This is a genomic window from Azospirillum brasilense (assembly GCF_007827815.1).
GTDB classification, from domain to species: domain Bacteria; phylum Pseudomonadota; class Alphaproteobacteria; order Azospirillales; family Azospirillaceae; genus Azospirillum; species Azospirillum brasilense_C.
This window is the reverse complement of the sequence record NZ_VITH01000009.1, coordinates 240,091-257,949: the sequence shown is the minus strand read 5'-3', so window position 1 is coordinate 257,949 and position 17,859 is coordinate 240,091. Positions and strand designations below refer to the sequence as shown.

The window sequence follows — 17,859 nt, the reverse complement described above, 5'->3', positions numbered from 1 at the left end:
CTCCCATTCACATTGGACCGGGGCGTGTCACTTCTCTTCCATCTGCGGGGCCGGCAACCAATGTTCCGGGACCAATCTTCTGCGGGGGCGGCCATTGGCCATGGATACGTGGTGTTATGACGGCGGTGCCGGGGGGCGCGCGGCCGCCGGGTCTGGTGGTGGAGGAGCTGCCGGCGGGGCTGCCGCCGGTGCGGCGGACCTCTGGCTGGACCCGGACCTTGCGGCCCTGGAGGCGCTGTCGCTGCGGGTGCGGGATCTGGTGCTTCCGCATCTGGGCAGCGGGCCGGCCGTCTATGCGGACATCCCGGTCCATCTGAACGTCGGGGATCTGCTGATCAACCAGGGGGCGGAGACGCTGTTCGCCGACGGCGGCGTGGAGATCCGCGAGCGGGTGACGCTGGGCAACGCCCGGCGCCTGCTGCGCCGCCAGCGCGACGGGCAGGCGGCGATCCTGCTGCACGGCGGCGGCAATTTCGGTGACCTCTACCCCCATCACGAGACGTTCCGGCAGAAGGTGCTGGAGAGCTTCCCGTCCAGCCGCGTCGTGCTGCTGCCGCAGACCGTCTACTACCGCGACCGCGACCGGCTGCGCCACGACATGAAGCGCTGGGCGGCCCACCGCAATCTGGTCTTCATGGCGCGCGACGCGCCGTCGCTCGATCTGGTGCGGCCCTTTCTCGGGGAGCGGGCGATCCAGGTGCCGGACCTTGCCCATTACCTGACGCGCTACCCGACGCGGCTGACGCCGGTGCGCCCGGCCCACGACACCACCCTGCTCGTGATGGCCCGGCGCGACCAGGAATGCGCGGGGCGCCACTGGCTGCGCCAGGACTCGCCGGTCTTCGACTGGGAGGACCTGTGCGGTCCGGAGGACTTCGCCGGCTTTGCCCTGGCCGCCCGGCTGATCCGGTTGGACGACGCGGTGCCGCTGCCCGCCGACCCGCTGCGCGGCTGGTACCCCATCCGCGACCGGCTGGTCCGCAAGGCCGTGGCCCATTTCGGCGCGGCCAACGCCGTGGTCACCAACCGCCTGCACGGAATGCTGCTCGCCCTGATGATGGGGTTGCCGGTGCAGGTGCGCGACAACTCCTACGGCAAGCTGACCAACTACATCGACAGCTGGCTCGCCGATTGGAAACGCTGAGACCTCCGGGAACGTTTGCCCCCCGCATCCGTCTGTCATCCCGGAACACGGGCTGAAGAGGGCGTCGGCGGGCATGGCGGGCAAGGGGCTGCACATCGGGGTCGAGGAGACGGCGAGCGGCGGGCTGGTCCGCCGCACCGTCCTGCTGTCCGAGGACGGCACCCGCCGCCGGCACCGCGTCGTCTACGAATTCGAGGAGCCGGCCGGGACCGCGGCGGACCGGCCGATGGACGGGACGGTGATGGCCGTCCTGTTTCACGCCATGGAGCGGGGCCTTCCTGTCCATGTGCACGGGCCGCTGACCCGAACGGCGCTGCACAACATCGACGCGCTCCAGGGGGTGTGGCGACGCTGGCGTCCCGACCGCTACCGGACCGTCGAGATCATCCCGGAGAGGGTCGTCGACCGCAACGCGCCCAAGCCGGGGCGCCGGGCCATCGCCGCCTATTCCAGCGGGCTCGACAGCACCTTCACCATCCTGCGCCACCGGCTGCTCCTGCCGCCGGAGCGCCGCCACACCGTTGGCGCCCTGCTGATGGTGCATGGTTTCGACGTGGAACTGGACCGGGCCGAGGATTTCGAGCGGCTGGTCGAGCGCACCCGGCCCTTCCGCGATCTGGTCGGGCTGGAGCTGCGCGTGGTGCGCACCAACAGCAAGGAGCTGCATCTCCAGAACTGGCAGGACTCCCACGCGGCGGAGCTGGCGGCCTGCCTGCACCTCCACGAAGCGGAGTTCGAGTTCGGGCTGATCGGGAGCACCAAGCCGTACGACGCGCTGGTCATCCCCTACGGCACCACGCCGATCGCCGACCACCTGCTGTCCGGCGACGGCTTCTCCATCGTCCACGACGGCGCCGCCTATTCCCGGACGGAGAAGGCGGCGGCGGTCGCCGCTTACCCGGAGGCGGTGGGTTCCCTGCGCGTCTGCTGGGAGGGGGCGCAGCAGTTCCGGAACTGCGGCGTCTGCGAGAAGTGCGTGCGCACCCGAATGAACTTCGCCGCCGCCGGTGTGCTCGCCCCGGACTGCTTCGACGGGCCGCTGGACCCGAGCCGCATCGCCGGCATTCCCGTGCGCAACGAGCCGCAGGCGGCGGAACTCCGCTCCATCCTCGACTACGCCCGCCAGCACGAGGTCGAGGGGGAATGGCTGGAGCGGCTGAAGGAGCGGGTGCACGCCATCCAACCGGACTTCGGGCAACCCGATCCCGGTCGTCCCGAGCCCTCTCCCGTCCGGGCAATGAAGGGCGCCGCCGCGTCGCTGCGGCAGGCGGCGGTGGGACTGCTCGACGCCATGGAGCTGAAGCAGCCGCTCAAGCGGGTCCGCAACCGGCTGCGGACCCGCGGCTGACCCTGTCGTTCCGCTGCGCACCGAGCAGCCGCATCGCCACCAGCATCAGCAGAGCCGTCGCCAGAAGCAGGAGGGCGCAAGCCACGGCGATGCCGGTCTCCCCGGTCGCGATGTTGAGGAAGACGGCTATGGGCAGCGTCTCGGTCTTCAGGCGCGTGGCCCCGGCGACCATCAGCGTGGCGCCGAACTCGCCCAGCGCCCGCGCCCAGGCCAGCACGGCGCCCGCCGCGACCCCCCGGGCGGCCAGCGGCAGCTCCACCCGCCAGAACACGGTCCACGGGGTGGCGCCCAGCGACTGCGCCGCGACGGCATAGCCGGGGGCGACGGACCGGAAGGCCGCCGTTGCGGTGCGCACCACCACGGCGGTGGACACGAAGGCCAGGGCCAGCACCACGCCCGCGGGGGAGAACAGCAACTCCATCCCCAGCGCGGGAACCGGCCCGTTGCGGCCGAGCAGGAACAGCAGCCCCAGCCCGGCGACCAGCGGCGGCATGACCAGCGGCACGTCGAGCAGCGTGTCGAGCAGCATCTTTCCCGGAAAGCGCCAATGCGCCATCAGGTAGGCCGCCGGCAGGCCGAGGACCAGCGCGATTCCCAGCGCCGCGACCGAGGTCAGCGCCGACAGCCGCAGCGCGAACAGGGTCTCCGCCGCGGTCAGGGCGGTCCACAGATCGGCCGGGGGCAGGCGGGCGAGCAGGGCGCCCAGCACGCCCGCGATCGTCAGCGCGACGATGGCGAGCGGCAGGGCCAGCAGGGCAGCGAAGCCCATCCGTCACATCTTCGGAGCGGGCGGGAAGCCGAAGCGCTGGAAGGTGGCGAGGCCGGCGTCCGAGGCCAGGAAATCGGCGAAGCGCTTGGCGGCCTCCGGCGCGGCGCTGGTCTTCAGCACGGCGACGGGGGCGTATTCGGCCTCGTACCAGTCCGGCGGGATGGCGAGGACGGACAGCTTGCCGGGATTCTGCGCGGCCTCCGACGCGCCGATGATGGCGGCGTCGACGTTGCCGTCCAGCACATAGAGAGCGAGCTGCTTCACGGTCGCGGCGCGGACGGTGACGTTGCGGCGGATCGCCTCGCCCTGGCCGGACTTGTCCAGGATGTCCTCCGCCGTGCGGCCCAGCGCCATCGCCTGCGGGTCGCCGAGCCCGACGCGGACGCCCGGCTTGGCGAGGTCGGCGAAACCGCGGATCGCCTCGGCCTTGCCCGGCGCCACGGCCAGCACGGGGCCGTGCACCACCAGCACCGTCAGGTCGGCGACGGCGTCCAGCTCCTTCAGCTTGTCGGTGTAGAAGGTCGTGCCGGGGATGAACAGGTCGCCGGCCTTCGTCTCGGTGAAGCGGGCGAGAAGCTGGCCCGACCCGCCATACTCGGCCGTCACGGTGATCCCGGTCTCCTTGCGGAAGTCCTCGATCAGCGCCTCGACCGGCGGGCGGAGGCCGGCGCCGACATAGGCATGGAGGTCCTGGGCGGCGACCGCAGCGGTCTGGGCGGCGGTCTGGAGGGCCAGCAGCCCGAAGGCGAGGGCGAGGGCTTTCAAACGCATGGACACGGTTCCTTCGGTTCGTTGCGGAATGGTGACTCGCCCGACGCTGTATCGATTCGGATACTGCGCTGGCGGGACGCTGTCAACAGGCCGTTGTACGTGAAGGTATATAGCGGTTGTGGATATGGGACGTTCCCCTCTCCCCCTGGGAGAGGGTTAGGGTGAGGGGGTTGCGCTCATGCCGGACGTACCGCCACGCGCATCCCCCTCACCGGCCCTCCGGGCCACCCTCTCCCCGCTTTCGGCGGACCGAAGGTCCGCCTGTCGCGTCAGCGCAAACTTCGTTTGCGCGTGAGCGGAGGGGAGAGGGTTAAATCAGCTCACCAACGCTTCCAAAGCGCTGCGCATGCCGCGCTCCTCGATCACCGCCAGATGAACGGCGGTGCGGTGGGCCAGACCGGGGATGCGGGTCAGGTCCTCGCCCCACAGCGCGGCGTTGGACAGCACGGCGTCCACCAGCGCCGCCGGGTCGTCGCCATGCGCGGCCCAGGCGCCGGACAGCGCCGTCAGCACCGCCGCGTCGTCGCGAATCGGGTAGGGACCGGCGTCGCGGTTGCCGGTGCAGGCGCCGTCCGCCGCCGGCGTGCCCTTGTAGAAACGCAGCAGGGCGGCCAGCGAGAAGGACAGGCCGTCCGGCGCCTCGCCATGGGCGGCGGCGTAATCCTTCAAGCTGGGCAGCACGCGGACCTGCCACTTCGACACCGAGTTCAGCGAGATGGCGATCAGCTCGTGCCGGATGTGGGGGTTGCCGAAGCGCTCCATGATGGTGCGGGCGTAGTCCTGGCGCTCGGCGTCCGGCAGGGGCACGAAGGGCACAATCTCGCCGAACATCACCGTGTTCAGGTAGGCGGACAGGGTGGCGTCGTCCATCATGCCCTTCACCGTGTCCACCCCCGCCACGAAGGCGGCGAGGGCGCCGGCGGTGTGGGCGCCGTTGAGGATGCGCACCTTGCGCGTGCGGTAGGGCTGCAGGTCGTCGGTCCAGACCACGTTCAGCCCGGCCCTGTGCAGCGGGAACTCCTCGGCCAGGGCCGCCGGGCCTTCGATGACCCAGACATGGAAGGGCTCGCCGGCCACGGCCAGCGGGTCCTCATAGCCCCATGCGGCGGCGAGCGCCGCGGCCTCGTCGCGCGGGTAGCCGGGGACGATGCGGTCGACCAGCGTGTTCAGGAAGTGGTTGTGCGCCTCGACCCAGGTGGTGAAGCCGGATTCCAGGCCCCAGCGTTTGGCGTGGGCCAGGACGATCCGCTTCAGCTTGGCGCCGTTGGCCTCGATCAGCTCGCAGGGCAGCAGGACGAGGCCGCTCTCCGGCGTGCCGCCCAGCGCGGTGAAGCGGGCGTGCAGCAGCGCCGCGACCTTGGCCGGGAAGCTCTGCTGGCTGGCGCCGGGGGTGTAGGGTTCCGCCACGTCGGCGATGCCGGCCTCCGTCGTGTTGGACACCAGGAAGCGCAGCGCCGGGGACGTGGCGAGGGCCAGCATGCGGTCCCACTCCGCATAGGGGTTCAGCGCCTCGGACACACAGCTCACCACCCGGCGGGATTCGACCGCCGCGCCCCGCTCGATGCCGCGCAGCAGGATGGTGTAGAGCCCCTCCTGCGCGGTCAGCGGGCCGGCGACGCCCTGGTCCAGCGGCTGGGCGACGGCGACCCCGGCGCTCATCAGCCCGGCGCCGTTGGCGACGTCCACCATCCAATCGACGAAGCCGCGCAGGAAGTTGCCGTCGCCGATCTGAAGGACGGTGACGGGCAGCCGCGGGGCGCCCGCCGTGTGCGCCACATCGAAGGCGCCGGCGGCGAGCGGGTCACGGGAGAGAAGAGGCATGACGGAGGGTCCTTTGAAAATCGGAAGGCGCTGGCGGGGCGTTCAGGCGATGCCGAAGCGGTAGACGATGCGGCCCGCGTACCATTGGCCGGGGGCCAGCGCGGTGGAGGGGAAGGACGGGATGTTGACGGCGTTGGGGAAGTGCGACGGCTCCAGGCAGAAGGCGCTGTGCCGGGTGTAGAGCGTCCCGCCCTTGCCCAGGTCGCGCGGCGTCTGGCCATCGAGGAAATTGCCGGTGTAGACCTGCAGGCCGGGTTCGGTGGAGAGGACCTCCAGCACCCGTCCGCTGCCCGGATGGAGGACGCGGGCGTGCAGCCCCAGCGCGCCCTCCGGCTTGTCCACCGCGTAATGCAGGTCGTAGCCCTTGCCGAGCGCCAGCATCGGATGGTCGGCGCCGATCCGCGCGCCGAAGGCGGCGGGGCTGCGGAAGTCGAGTGGGGTGCCGGTCACGTCCACCAGCTCCCCGGTGGGGACGGCGGTGGCATCAAGCGCCAGATAGCGGCCGCCGTTGACCGTCGCCACATGGTCGAGGATGGAGGACCCGGCGTCGCCCGACAGGTTGAAGAAGCTGTGGTCGGTGAAGTTCGCCACGGTCGCCTTGTCCGCCGCCACGGCGGTCCAGGCGATGGTCAGGGCGTTGTCCTCGTCCAGCGCATAGACCAGCCGGACGGGCAGGGTGCCGGGAAAGCCCTCCTCCCCGTCCTGGAAGACGTGGGTCAGCTCCAGGCTCGTCTCGTCCAGTTGCCGGGCGGCGAAGGTGCGGAAGCGCGAGCCGCGCTGGCCGCCGTGCAGCGTGTTGGGCGGCGCGTTGACGGCGGTGCGGTGCTCCACCCCGCCCAGCGTGAAGCGTCCGCCGCCGATGCGCCCGCAATAGCGCCCGATGAAGGAGCCCATGGAGGGCTGGCCGGCCATCGTCTGCTCCAGCGTCTCGTAGCCCTGCACCACGTCGCCGAGGGCGCCGTCGCGGTCGGGCGCCAGGATCTGGACGATCTTGCAGCCGTAATTGGTGATGCGCACGGCCATGCCCCGGCGGTTGCGCAGGGTGAACAGGTCGGTCGGCGTGCCGTCGATGGTGGCGCGGAAATCCTCGCGCCGGAGGTCGGCATAAGGCGTCATGGCGTGGGTGCCCCTTGGACCGGAGGATGCCGGAAGGATATTGGATATATTAATATATCAGTTATGAGGGCGAAAGGGGGAACCGGAGCCCATGATCGGAACGGGCGTTTTTGCCGCAGGCGGAGCGCTTGAGCGCGATGAGGAGCACGCCAAAACGGAGAAGCCCCGGTCCGTTGACCGGACCAGGGCTTCTCCAGGACGTTGGAAGGGCTGTCCTCCCCGCTGGTTACCAGGCCGGGACCACCGCGCCCTTGAAGCGGTCGAGGATGAACTGCTTCACCTCGTCGCTCTGGTACACCTTCACCAGCGTGGCGACCCACGGCTTGTCCTGGTCGGCCTTGCGGACGGCGATGACGTTGGCGTAGGGGCTCTCGCTGGCCTCGCGGGCGATGGCGTCCTTGTTCGGGTCCAGGCCGGACTCCATGGCGAAGTTGGTGTTGATGACCGCCACGGTCACGTCGTCCAGCGAGCGCGGAAGCTGGGCGGCGTCCAGCTCCAGGATCTGCAGCTTCTTCGGGTTGTCGGAAATGTCGAGCGGCGAGGCCTTCAGGCCGGCGCTCTCCTTCACCTTCAGCAGCCCCTTGGCCTGGAGCAGCAGCAGGGCGCGGCCACCGTTGGTCGGGTCGTTGGGGATGGAGACCTTGGCGCCGTCGGGCAGCTCGTCCAGGCTCTTCACCTTCTTCGAGTAGACGCCCATCGGGAAGATCACCGTCTTGGCGACGCTGACCAGCTCATAGCCGCGGTCCTTCACCTGGTTGTCCAGGTAGGGCTGGTGCTGGAAGGAGTTGGCGTTCAGGTCGCCCTGGGCCAACGCCTGGTTCGGGATGACGTAGTCGGAGAACTCCAGAACCGTCAGGTCGAGGCCCTCCTTGGCGGCCAGCGGCTTGACCTTCTCGAAGATCTGGCCGTGCGGGCCGGGGGTGACGCCGATCTTCAGGGCTTCGGCCGACGCGCCGACGGCGGTCGCCAGGGTCGCGATGCCGGCCACCAGACCAAAGGCCGCGCCGAGCACACGGGTACGGACCATCTCCAACTCCTCAGGACTTCAGGTTGCGTTTGTTGACGCGGCGGGCGATCCAGTCGCCCGTCGATTGAACGATCTGCACCAGCACGATCAGCACGACGACCACGGCCAGCATCACCTCCGGCAGGAAGCGCTGGTAGCCGTAGCGGATGCCGAGGTCGCCCAGGCCGCCGCCGCCCACGGCACCCACCATGGCCGAATAGCCGATCAGGCTGACCACCGACAGGGTCAGGCCCAGCGCGATGGCGGGCATCGCCTCCGGCAGCAGGACCTTGCGGATGATCTGGAAGGGCGTGGCGCCCATGGATTGCGCCGCCTCGATCAGGCCGCGGTCGACCTCGCGCACGGCGCCCTCGACGATGCGGGCGATGAAGGGCACGGCGGCGACCGTCAGCGGCACAATGGCCGCGGCGGTGCCGATGGAGGTGCCGGCGATCAGGCGGGTGAAGGGGATGATCGCCACCACCAGGATGATGAAGGGGGTGGAGCGCGTCATGTTCACCAGCACGCCGGCGATCCGGTTGAAGGCAAGATTCTGCAGCAGCTCCCCCCGGCCGGTGACGGCCAGGAGCACGCCCAGCGGAAGGCCCAGCGCCGTGCCCAGGAGGCCCGACACCGCCACCATGTAGAGCGTGTCGAGAAGCGCCTTAAACAGCAGCGCGTAGATTTCCGGGGACAGCATGACCGAGCACCTCGACACCGAGCTTGTTGACGTTCAGGAGGCTGATGGCCGCCTCGATGGACTGCGGGTTGCCGATGGCCTCCACCACCAGCGTTCCGAAGGGCGCGCCCTGGATCTCGTCGATCTGGCCGTGCCAGATGTTCAGGTCCAGGTTCAGCTTGCGGCTGATCGCGCTGATGACCGGGGAGGTCGCGCGCTCGCCGGTAAAGGTGATGCGCAGCACCATGTTCGACCCCGGCACCGGCGTGGCCGACAGGCGGGCGCGCAGACTGTCCGGGATGCCGCGGTTGATGACCGGGTCGACGAAGGTCTTCGTCGTCTCGTGCTTGGGGTGCGCGAAGATGTCGAAGACCGGCCCCTGCTCGATGATCCGCCCGTTCTCCATCACCGCCACCTTGTGGCAGATCTCCTTGATGACGGCGATCTCGTGGGTGATCAAAACGATGGTCAGCCCCAGCCGCTTGTTGATGTCGGCCAGCAGGTGGAGGATCTGGGTCGTCGTCTCCGGATCGAGGGCGGAGGTCGCCTCGTCCGACAGCAGCACCTTGGGCTTGCTGGCCAGCGCGCGGGCGATGCCGACGCGCTGCTTCTGCCCGCCCGACAGCTCCGCCGGGTAGCGGTCGCGCTTGTCGGTGAGGCCCACGAGGTCGAGCAGCGGCTCCACCGTCGCGCGGATCTGCGCCTTCGCCACCCCGGCCAGCTCCAGCGGCAGGGCGACGTTGTCGAACACCGTGCGCGAGGACAGCAGGTTGAAGTGCTGGAAGATCATGCCGATGCTGTGCCGCGCTTCGCGCAGATCGCGCGGCGACAGGGCGGTGACGTCCACCCCGTCGACCAGCACGCGGCCCGAGGTCGGCTTCTCCAGCAGGTTCACGGTGCGCAGCAGCGTGGATTTGCCGGCGCCCGACCGGCCGATGATGCCGTAGATCTCGCCGCGCCCGATGGTCAGGTCGATGTCGGCGAGCGCCTGGACCGGCTGGCCGGTGCCGCGGGACGGGTAGGTTTTCTGAAGCTGTTCGAAGGTTATCATACGCTCTTGGCCTCCCGACGCGCGCCCAGATCGCGGGCCGCGTCGCGCAGGACGGTCTTCTGGATTTTACCGGTCGATGTCTTCGGCAGATCGCTGAACACAACGGTGCGCGGCACCTTGTAGTGCGCAATGCGGTCGCGGCACCATTGAATTATGTCGGACTCAGAGGGGCGCGCCGCGCCGGGCTTCACCGTCACGAAGGCGCAGGGGCTCTCCCCCCAACGGTCGTCGGGGCGGGCGACCACGGCGGCCTCCAGAACGGCGGGGTGCCGGTACAACGCTTCCTCCACCTCCAGGGACGAGATGTTCTCGCCGCCGGATATGATGATGTCCTTGCTGCGGTCCTTCACCTCGATATAGCCGTCGGGGTGCAGCACGCCCAGGTCCCCGGTGCGGAACCAGCCGTCCTTCAGCGCCTCCTTCGTCGCCGCGGGGTTCTTCAGATAGCCCTTCATCACCGTGTTGCCGCGCAGCGCGATCTCGCCGATGGTCTGCGCGTCGGCGGGCACCGGCCGGCCGGTCTCGCGGTCGAGCACGGTGGCGTCCTCCACGGCGACGTGGTTCACCCCTTGCCGCGCGAATTGCAGGGCCAGCCCGTCGGCGTCGAGATCCTCCCATCCCTCCTGCGGGGCGCAGACGGTGGCCGGGCCGTAGCATTCGGTCAGCCCGTACATGTGCACCACCTCGAAGCCCAGCGCCGCCATGCCGGCCAGGACCGCGGAGGGCGGGGCGGCGCCGCCGGTGCCCACGATGACCCGGCGGGGGGCGGGGCGCCGCACCGGTGCCGGGGCGTGGATCAGCATGTTCAGGACGATCGGCGCGCCGCACAGATGGGTGACGCCCAGCTCCGCGATGGCGTCGAAGATCGCCGCCGGCTCCACCCGGCGCAGGCAGACATGGGTGCCGCCCGCGGCGGTGACCGCCCAGCTGTAGGTCCAGCCGTTGCAATGGAACATCGGCAGCGTCCACAGGAAGACGCTCTCCGGCCGGACGTTCAGGGTAAAGGCGTTGCCCAGCGCGTTCAGGTAGGCGCCGCGGTGGTGGTAGACGACGCCTTTGGGGTTGCCGGTGGTGCCGCTGGTGTAGTTCAGCGCGATGGCCTGCCACTCGTCGTCCGGCCCGCGCCAGGGGGCGGGGTCGGCGGCGGCGAGGAAGTCCTCATACTCCACGGCCCCCAGCGACGGCGTGTCGGGCGCCTGCTCGTCGGCGATCTCCACCAGCGTGATGGGACGCTCCGTCCGGGTGAGCGCCGCCTTGGCGACCGGCGACAACTCGCGGTCCACGATCAGCAGCTTCGTCTCGCTGTGGTCCAGGATGAAGGCGATGGCCGCGGCGTCCAGCCGGGTGTTCAGCGCGTTCAGGACCGCGCCGGCCAGCGGCACCGCGTAATGGGCCTCCAGCAGCGCCGGGACGTTGGGCGCCAGCACCGACACCGTGTCGCCGCGCCTCACCCCGGCCCGCAGCAGTGCTCCGGCGAAGCGCCGCACCCGGTCGTGGAACTGCGCGTAGGTGATGGTGCGGCGGCCGTGACGGATGGCCGGCCTGTCCGGATAGACCTTCGCCGCGCGTTTCAGGAAGCTGAGCGGGCTGAGCGGGACGTGGTTCGCGGGGTCGGGGGCGAGACCGCGGTCGAAGATCGAGGCGGTGCGGCTGAACGGGCCGGTCATGACGGAGCTTCCTGAAAAAAATCACTTTCGCAATTCCCTCTCCCCTCCGGGGAGAGGGGCAGGGTGAGGGGGTTGCGCGTGGCGCCACGTCCGGCAAAAGCACAACCCCCTCACCGGCCCTCCGGGCCACCCTCTCCCCGGAGGGGAGAGGGTTATGACAACCGGCGGCGCTCACCAAGTCGGGATGATGGTGCCGTTGAAGCGCGTGTTGATGAAGTCGCGCACCTCGGCGGAGCGGTACAGCTCGATGAAGCGCTTGATCGCCGGGTCTTCCGCGCGGTCCTTGCGGACGGCCCAGACGAGGTGCCATTTCGACTGGTCGTCCTCCAGAACCAGGGCGGTCTTCGGGCTCAGGCCCGCCAGGACCGCGTAGTTCAGCGTGATGACCGAGGCGTCCACGTCGTCCAGCGACCGCGGAAGCTGGGCGGCGTCCAGCTCGACCAGCTTGATCTTCTTCGGGTTGGACGCGATGTCGGCGATGGAGGTGTTCAGGCCCGCCCCGTCCTTCAGCCCGATCACCCCGGCCTTGGCCAGCAGGAACAGCGCGCGGGCGCCGTTGGTCGGGTCGTTGGGGATGGAGACGCTGGCCCCCTCCTTCAGGTCGGCCAGCGACTGGACCTTCTTCGCGTAGATGCCCATGGGCACGACGATGCTCTTGGCGACCGGCACGATGTCGTAGCCGCGCTGCTTGATCTGATTGTCCAGGAAGGGCTGGTGCTGGAAGTTGTTGGCGTCGATGTCGCCGGACTGGAGGGCGGCGTTGGGCATGTTCCAGTCGGTGAACTCGATGACCTCCGCCTTCAGGCCCTCCTTGGCGGCGATCTTCGCCGTGTATTCCAGGATCTCGCCATAGGGACCGGCGGACACGCCGAGCTTCAGGGCCGCGGCGCCGGCGCCGGTGGAGACGGTGAGAAGGGCGGCGGTGACAATGGACGTCAGAAAGGCTTTCACGGAACGGGTCCTCTGTGCGCGGTGTGGAATGGTCGGATCGGGCGCGGGGTCGGTGTGAAATGCGGGCGCGATCAGCGCCGCCGCACGCCGGAGCGCCGGGCCGCCAACTGCTTGGCGGCGCGCTCGGCCTGTCCGACGTTGCGGAAGGTCTGGCGGTCGAGGTCCTTGAAGGACCAGTCGGACACGAAGAAGGTGAAGCCGCCCTGGCCGGCGACGACGATGCCGGCGGACCGGCCCTGGACCTCGATGGCGTAGGCGTTGGAGGCGCTCATGACGGTGTTCTCCCTCGGCCCGCGGCGCTGCGGCGCGCGGGTTTCATGCGGATCGGATGCTGGACGGGACGGGTTGGCGCGCTGGGGTCAGCGGCGACACGAGGCGTTGCGCATTCGGCAACACAGGTCCGTCGCGGTGCCGGTCCGATCGGCTGGGGAGGGGAGGGTCATCATGGTCATTCCGGTCACTCCTTCCAGAGTTCCACGACCGGTATCGTGGCGCTTTAGCGTTTGGTGACGCGGCGCAAGCTGGCGATCAAATTGCCGCGGGGCGCCCCCCTTGGGCGTCCGGCTTTTTATCTACAATGAGAGTGGGCATTCGGTCAAGGCGGAAAGTGAATTGAATCTGTGAAAATGGACATGCCACTTTTTCGGTTTGTGAAATAGGGCGCTCGGCCATGGATGGCCGGGGCTCAGCGCGCGCTGTCCTCGCCCGCCGTCTCCCGCGGTCGGCTCTGCGCGTAGTGCAGCGACAGGGCGCGGATCTGCTCCTCCGTCAGGTTGCGCACGGCGGCGCCCATGATCCTGGACAGCGGTGTGTCGCCGTGCGCGTCCCTCTGCCAGAGACGGAGCTGGTCGGCGATGTAGCTCGCGTGCTGCCCGTCGAGGCGGGGGTAGCGCGGGTCGCGGTCCTCGCCATGGCAACCGGAGCAGGCCGGCACGCCGGTGTCGCGGTCGCCGGACTCGGCCAGCCGTGCGCCCAGCGCCAGCAGGGCCGGATCGGCGTCGGCGGGCGGCGGCGGGTAGGGCGCCCTCTGCCTTGCATAGTGGTCGGCCAGGGTTCGCAGGATCGGCTCGTCCAGCCCGGCGGCCACCGGCTGCATGATGCCGCTGTGCCGCCCGCCCTCGGCGTAGGCCTTCAGCGCGTGGAAGAGATACGCGGCGTTCTGGTCCGACAGGCGGGGGAAGGCGGAGGCGCTGTCTCCGGGGCCGCCCCCGGCGCCGTCATAGCCGTGGCAGCGCGCGCAGTTGTCCAGCACCTCGCGGGCGGAACCGTCCAGCATCGCCAAGTCACTCAGCGCCGAGCGGTCGCCGTCCGGCGTCGTCTCCCCGAAGGCGAGGCGGCGGTACTCCTCGGCGCTCATGCCGTCGAGCCGGCGCAGGAAAGCGGCCACCGCCCAGGGCTCGTCGTCGCGCGCCTGCGCCGGCCAGGCGGGCATGCCGGCGTATTTGATGCCGTTGTAGGTGATCCAGTAGAGCTGCTTGTCCGTCCAGTCCCCGGCATGGCCCGGCAGGAAGGGCGGGGCGGGCAGCATGTGGCGCGAGATCGGGTTGCGCCCGACGTCGGGCGCGCCGTGGCAGGGGGCGCAGCCGTCCTCGTAATGGCCGGCGCCGCGCCGGATCAGCGCCGGGTCGTCCAGGTCGGGCGGATCGCTCACGAAAGCGGCGTGCGTCTCGATGGAGCTGCGCATCGCCATGCTGAAGAACCAGTGGACCGGCGGCCAGTGTTCCTTGCTGGCGGCGATGCTGTAGAGCCCCGACCAGGCGAACAGGAAGCCCCCCACCGCTTGGGCGCCCAGAACCAGCCCGATGATCGTCAGAACTCTGCGCATGGATGGGACGCTCCGCCGGTTGTTGGTGTTCGTCCCCGAGTGAATGCTCCCCCGCCGACCGAAGTTCCGGCGGAACCTGCGGCCTTGCCGTGAGTTTAGCCGTGCAACGACGACGCCCGCCGCCGCGGGCCAACGCCGCGAGGGGGGTGCATGGACCGCAGGTCTGGCCGCAGCGAGGGACGCAGACGGAATTGGCGGGGGGCGGCCCTGGCTGGCGGAATGGGGCTCCTGGCGGCCTGCGAGCGGGGGCCGCAATCCGCGCTCCACCCCGCCGGACGCAACGCCGAGGCGATCCTCGACCTGACGCTGATTCTGGTCGCCGGGGGCGGGGTCATCTTCCTTTTCGTCATGGCGCTGGCGGGGTACGCCGTCATCGCCCGGCCGGAACGCTTTCCCGGAGGCCGCGCCTGGATCATCGGCGGCGGCCTCGTCTTTCCCATCGTCACGCTGACCGCGCTTCAGGTCTACGAGTTCGCCGTGGCCCGGCAATTGTCGGACACCGGCGGGGTGGAGCCGCTGCGCATCGAGGTCACCGGCTATATGTGGTGGTGGGAGGTCCGCTATCCCGACGTGAGGGTGGAGGGGGGTGAGGTTCTGCGCACCGCCAACCGCCTCGTCATCCCGGCCGGGCGGCCGGTGGAGGTGGTGGTGACCGCGGCGGACGTCATCCACAGCTTCTGGGTGCCCAGCCTGGGCGGCAAGATGGACATGATCCCCGGCCACGAGAACCGGCTGATCCTGGTCGGGGAGCGGCCCGGCACCTACCGCGGCCAGTGCGCCGAATACTGCGGCGCCCAGCACGCGCTGATGGCCTTCGACGTGGTGGTGGAGCCGCCCGACCGCTTCGAGGAATGGCTGGCCGCCGAGCGCCGCCCCGCCGCCGAACCTGAAGGGCCGCAGCAGACCGCCGGGCGCGACGCCTTCCTGCGTGCCGGCTGCGGGTCCTGCCACACGGTGCGCGGGACGCCGGCCAACGGGGCGGCCGGGCCGGACCTGACCCATGTCGGCGGGCGCGGTGCTCTGGCCGCCGGGACGCTGCCCAACACGCCGGAGGCCCTGGCCGGCTGGATCGCCGGGGCGCAGCACATCAAGCCGGAGAACCGCATGCCGTCCTTCCCGATCCTGGGCGGCGACGATCTGCACGCCATCGCCGTCTGGCTGGAGAGCCTGAAATGACCCCGCCGCTCGACGATGCCGCCCTGCCCAACCGCCTGCCGCGCCCGAAGGAGGAGCTGGAGGCGCTGAAGCGCGCCTGGAAGCCGACCTCCGGCCTCGGCCTGCTGAAGGAGGTGAACAACAACATCATCGGGGTGATGTACATCGCCACGGCGCTGCTGTTCTTCGTCATCTCGGGCACGCTGGCGCTGGTCATGCGGACGCAGCTCGCCGTGCCGGAGAACGACGTGCTGGGGCACAGCCTCTACAACCAGTTCTTCACCGTGCACGGCACAGGCATGATGTTCCTGTTCGCCGTGCCCATCGTCGAGGCCATCGGCGTCTTCCTGCTGCCCTCCATGCTGGCGGCGCGCGACCTGCCCTTTCCGCGGCTGTCGGCCTTCGCCTTCTGGGCCTATCTGTTCGGCGGGCTGGCCTTCTTCTGCTCGCTGATCTTCGAGGTGGCGCCGGACGGCGGCTGGTTCATGTACCCGCCGCTGACCAGCATGAAGTTCTCGCCGGGCATCAACGCCGATTTCTGGCTGCTCGGCATCGGCTTCATCGAGATATCGGCCATCGCCGGGGCCATCGAGATCATCGTCGGCATCCTGCGCACCCGGCCGCCCGGCATGACGCTGGACAAGATCCCGGTCTACTGCTGGTCGATGCTGGTCATGGCGGGGATGATCGTCTTCGCCTTCCCGGCGGTGATCGTCGCGACCGCGCTTCTGGAGATCGAGCGCGCCTTCGACTGGCCCTTCTTCATCGCGGAGCGGGGCGGCGCCCCACTGCTCTGGCAGCACCTGTTCTGGTTCTTCGGCCATCCCGAGGTCTACATCATCTTCCTGCCGGCGGCGGGGCTGGTGTCGATGATGGTGCCGGCGCTGGCGCAGCGGCCGCTGGTCGGCCACGACTGGGTGGTGGTGGCGCTGGTCGGCACGGGCTTCTTCAGCTTCGGCCTGTGGGTGCACCACATGTTCGCCACCGGCATCCCGCCGCTGAGCCTCAGCTTCTTTTCCGCCGCCAGCATGGCCGTGTCGGTGCCCGCCGGCATCCAGGTCTTCGCCTGGATCGCCACGCTGGGCAAGGGGCGGCTGCAATGGACGGTGGCGACGTGGTTCCTGCTGGGCTTCCTGTTCATCTTCGTGGCCGGCGGGCTGACCGGCGTGATGGTGGCGGTCATCCCCTTCGACTGGCAGGCCCATGACAGCTACTTCGTGGTGGCGCACCTGCATTACGTGCTGATCGGCGGCATGGTCTTCCCGGTCTTCGCCGGGCTGTATCACTGGTGGCCGACGCTGAAGGGCACCATGCTGTCGGAGCGGCTGGGGCGCTGGGCCTTCTGGATGATGTTCATCGGCTTCAACGTCGCCTTCTTCCCCATGCATGTCAGCGGCCTGATGGGCATGCCACGGCGCGTCTACACCTACCCGGGCGATCTCGGCTGGAACGTCCTGAACATGGTCTCGACCGTCGGGGCCTTCGTGATGGCCTTCGGCGTCCTGCTGGTGCTGATCGACATGGCGCGCGACGCCTTCGGCCGGGGTCGCCCGGCGCCGGAGAATCCGTGGAAGGCGGGGACGCTGGAATGGATCCCGAACGACAATTACGCCACGCGCAGCATCCCGCACGTCCGCTCGCTCTACCCGCTGTGGGACAACCCGAGCCTGTCGCGTGAGGTGCAGGAGGGCGCCCATTACCTGCCCGGCGCCCCGACCCGCCGGCGTGAAACCATCGTGACCAGCCCGATCGAGGCACGGCCCCAGTATCTGATGCCGATGCCCGGCCCACACTGGAGCCACTTCCTCGCCGGGCTGTTCACCGCCGCCCACTTCATCTGTCTGGCGGTGCAGCTCTACTGGGTGTCGCTGGTGCCGGGGGTGTTGGCCATCGCCTCGGTCTTCTGGTGGGTGTGGAGCCTGGACAAGGGGGCCGACCATCCGCCGCAGGACGTCGGCGGCGGCTGGCGGGTGCCGGTCTATCTCCAGGGATCGGAGAACCATTCCTGGTGGGGGACGGCGGTCCTGTTGCTGGTGGACGGGACGGCCTTCGCCTGCCTGTGCTTCACTTACGTCTTCCTGTGGACGGTCAGCCCGGACGTCTGGCCGGTGGGCACCGACGCCCTGCCGGGGCTGGGATGGCTGTTCGGCGAAGCGGCGCTCTGGGTCGTGGCGGCGGGGGCGATGCTGCTGGCGAGCCGCGCCGTGGCCGGCAACCGCCCCTGGGCGACGCGGGGCCTCCTGCTTGCCGGTCTCCTGCTGATGCTGGCCGCCGCGGTGGCAGAGCCCTACAACCGCATCGCCAGCGGCCTCGTGGCGTCGGAGAGCGCCTATGGCGCCATCGTCTACATGCTGGCCTCCTGGCAGGTCTTCCACGTCGTGATCCTGGTCCTGATGACCGGCTTCACGCTGGCGCGCTCCTTCGCCGGGCGGCTGCACGCGCGGCGCCGCGTTACCTTCGACAATGTGATGCTGGTGTGGCTCTACACCTGCGGGCAGGGGATCGTGTCCCTCCTGCTGGTGCATCTGTTTCCGCGTCTGGCCGTGTGAGGTGGAC

Annotated in this window: 15 protein-coding genes; 4 read left to right on the top strand and 11 right to left on the bottom strand. The window is 69.7% G+C overall.

Features of this window, described 5'->3' with window-relative positions:
• Nucleotides 1–100 precede the first annotated feature (100 nt).
• The gene (locus FBZ83_RS20285; RefSeq protein WP_145687438.1) at nucleotides 101–1,144 is read left to right on the top strand and encodes a polysaccharide pyruvyl transferase family protein; all 1,044 of its coding nucleotides are present in this window, start codon (nucleotides 101–103) and stop codon (nucleotides 1,142–1,144) included.
• Between the two features lie 73 nt (nucleotides 1,145–1,217).
• Entirely contained in the window at nucleotides 1,218–2,492 is a 1,275-nt protein-coding gene (locus FBZ83_RS20280) for a hypothetical protein (RefSeq protein WP_145687436.1), read from the top strand.
• On the opposite strand, the gene FBZ83_RS20275 is transcribed toward FBZ83_RS20280, so the two are convergent.
• From FBZ83_RS20275 to FBZ83_RS20215, 11 genes are all read right to left on the bottom strand, one after another.
• Nucleotides 2,455–3,261 (bottom strand): ABC transporter permease, encoded by an 807-nt coding sequence (locus tag FBZ83_RS20275; RefSeq protein ID WP_145687434.1) that lies wholly within the window; start codon nucleotides 3,259–3,261, stop codon nucleotides 2,455–2,457. The two genes, FBZ83_RS20280 and FBZ83_RS20275, sit on opposite strands and share 38 nt — an antisense overlap.
• Before the next feature lie 3 nt (nucleotides 3,262–3,264).
• Nucleotides 3,265–4,032: a molybdate ABC transporter substrate-binding protein gene (modA, locus tag FBZ83_RS20270; protein WP_145687431.1), complete on the bottom strand. Its 768-nt coding sequence runs from the start codon at nucleotides 4,030–4,032 to the stop codon at nucleotides 3,265–3,267.
• 315 nt (nucleotides 4,033–4,347) lie between these two features.
• The gene (locus FBZ83_RS20260; RefSeq protein WP_145687429.1) at nucleotides 4,348–5,853 is read right to left on the bottom strand and encodes a tagaturonate reductase; all 1,506 of its coding nucleotides are present in this window, start codon (nucleotides 5,851–5,853) and stop codon (nucleotides 4,348–4,350) included.
• A 42-nt stretch (nucleotides 5,854–5,895) separates the two neighbouring features.
• Nucleotides 5,896–6,969, bottom strand: coding sequence for an aldose epimerase family protein (locus tag FBZ83_RS20255; RefSeq protein WP_145687427.1), 1,074 nt, complete (start codon nucleotides 6,967–6,969; stop codon nucleotides 5,896–5,898).
• 226 nt (nucleotides 6,970–7,195) lie between these two features.
• On the bottom strand, nucleotides 7,196–7,996 hold the full coding sequence (locus tag FBZ83_RS20250; RefSeq protein WP_145687424.1) for a MetQ/NlpA family ABC transporter substrate-binding protein: 801 nt from the start codon (nucleotides 7,994–7,996) through the stop codon (nucleotides 7,196–7,198).
• Nucleotides 7,997–8,006: 10 nt separating this feature from the next.
• Complete coding sequence (locus FBZ83_RS20245) at nucleotides 8,007–8,675, bottom strand: methionine ABC transporter permease (protein WP_109072323.1); 669 nt, start codon at nucleotides 8,673–8,675, stop codon at nucleotides 8,007–8,009.
• Nucleotides 8,641–9,705 (bottom strand): methionine ABC transporter ATP-binding protein, encoded by a 1,065-nt coding sequence (locus FBZ83_RS20240; protein ID WP_094304187.1) that lies wholly within the window; start codon nucleotides 9,703–9,705, stop codon nucleotides 8,641–8,643. Before FBZ83_RS20240 ends, FBZ83_RS20245 begins: the two co-directional genes overlap by 35 nt.
• A complete protein-coding gene (locus FBZ83_RS20235) occupies nucleotides 9,702–11,372 on the bottom strand; it encodes an acyl-CoA synthetase (protein WP_145687423.1) in 1,671 nt (556 codons plus the stop codon). The genes FBZ83_RS20240 and FBZ83_RS20235 overlap by 4 nt, the downstream gene beginning before the upstream one ends.
• A 171-nt stretch (nucleotides 11,373–11,543) precedes the next feature.
• Nucleotides 11,544–12,323, bottom strand: a complete 780-nt coding sequence (locus FBZ83_RS20230; RefSeq protein WP_094304184.1) for a MetQ/NlpA family ABC transporter substrate-binding protein — start codon at nucleotides 12,321–12,323, stop codon at nucleotides 11,544–11,546.
• Nucleotides 12,324–12,394: 71 nt separating this feature from the next.
• On the bottom strand, nucleotides 12,395–12,595 hold the full coding sequence (locus FBZ83_RS20225) for a hypothetical protein (protein ID WP_145687421.1): 201 nt from the start codon (nucleotides 12,593–12,595) through the stop codon (nucleotides 12,395–12,397).
• A 413-nt stretch (nucleotides 12,596–13,008) separates the two neighbouring features.
• Nucleotides 13,009–14,148, bottom strand: a complete 1,140-nt coding sequence (locus FBZ83_RS20215; RefSeq protein WP_145687417.1) for a c-type cytochrome — start codon at nucleotides 14,146–14,148, stop codon at nucleotides 13,009–13,011.
• A gap of 219 nt (nucleotides 14,149–14,367) precedes the next feature.
• Here FBZ83_RS20215 and coxB point away from each other — a divergent pair, with 219 nt between their 5' ends.
• A complete protein-coding gene (coxB, locus tag FBZ83_RS20210) occupies nucleotides 14,368–15,324 on the top strand; it encodes a cytochrome c oxidase subunit II (RefSeq protein WP_247888388.1) in 957 nt (318 codons plus the stop codon).
• The gene (gene ctaD, locus FBZ83_RS20205) at nucleotides 15,321–17,852 is read left to right on the top strand and encodes a cytochrome c oxidase subunit I (protein WP_145687412.1); all 2,532 of its coding nucleotides are present in this window, start codon (nucleotides 15,321–15,323) and stop codon (nucleotides 17,850–17,852) included. The genes coxB and ctaD overlap by 4 nt, the downstream gene beginning before the upstream one ends.
• Nucleotides 17,853–17,859: the final 7 nt, after the last annotated feature.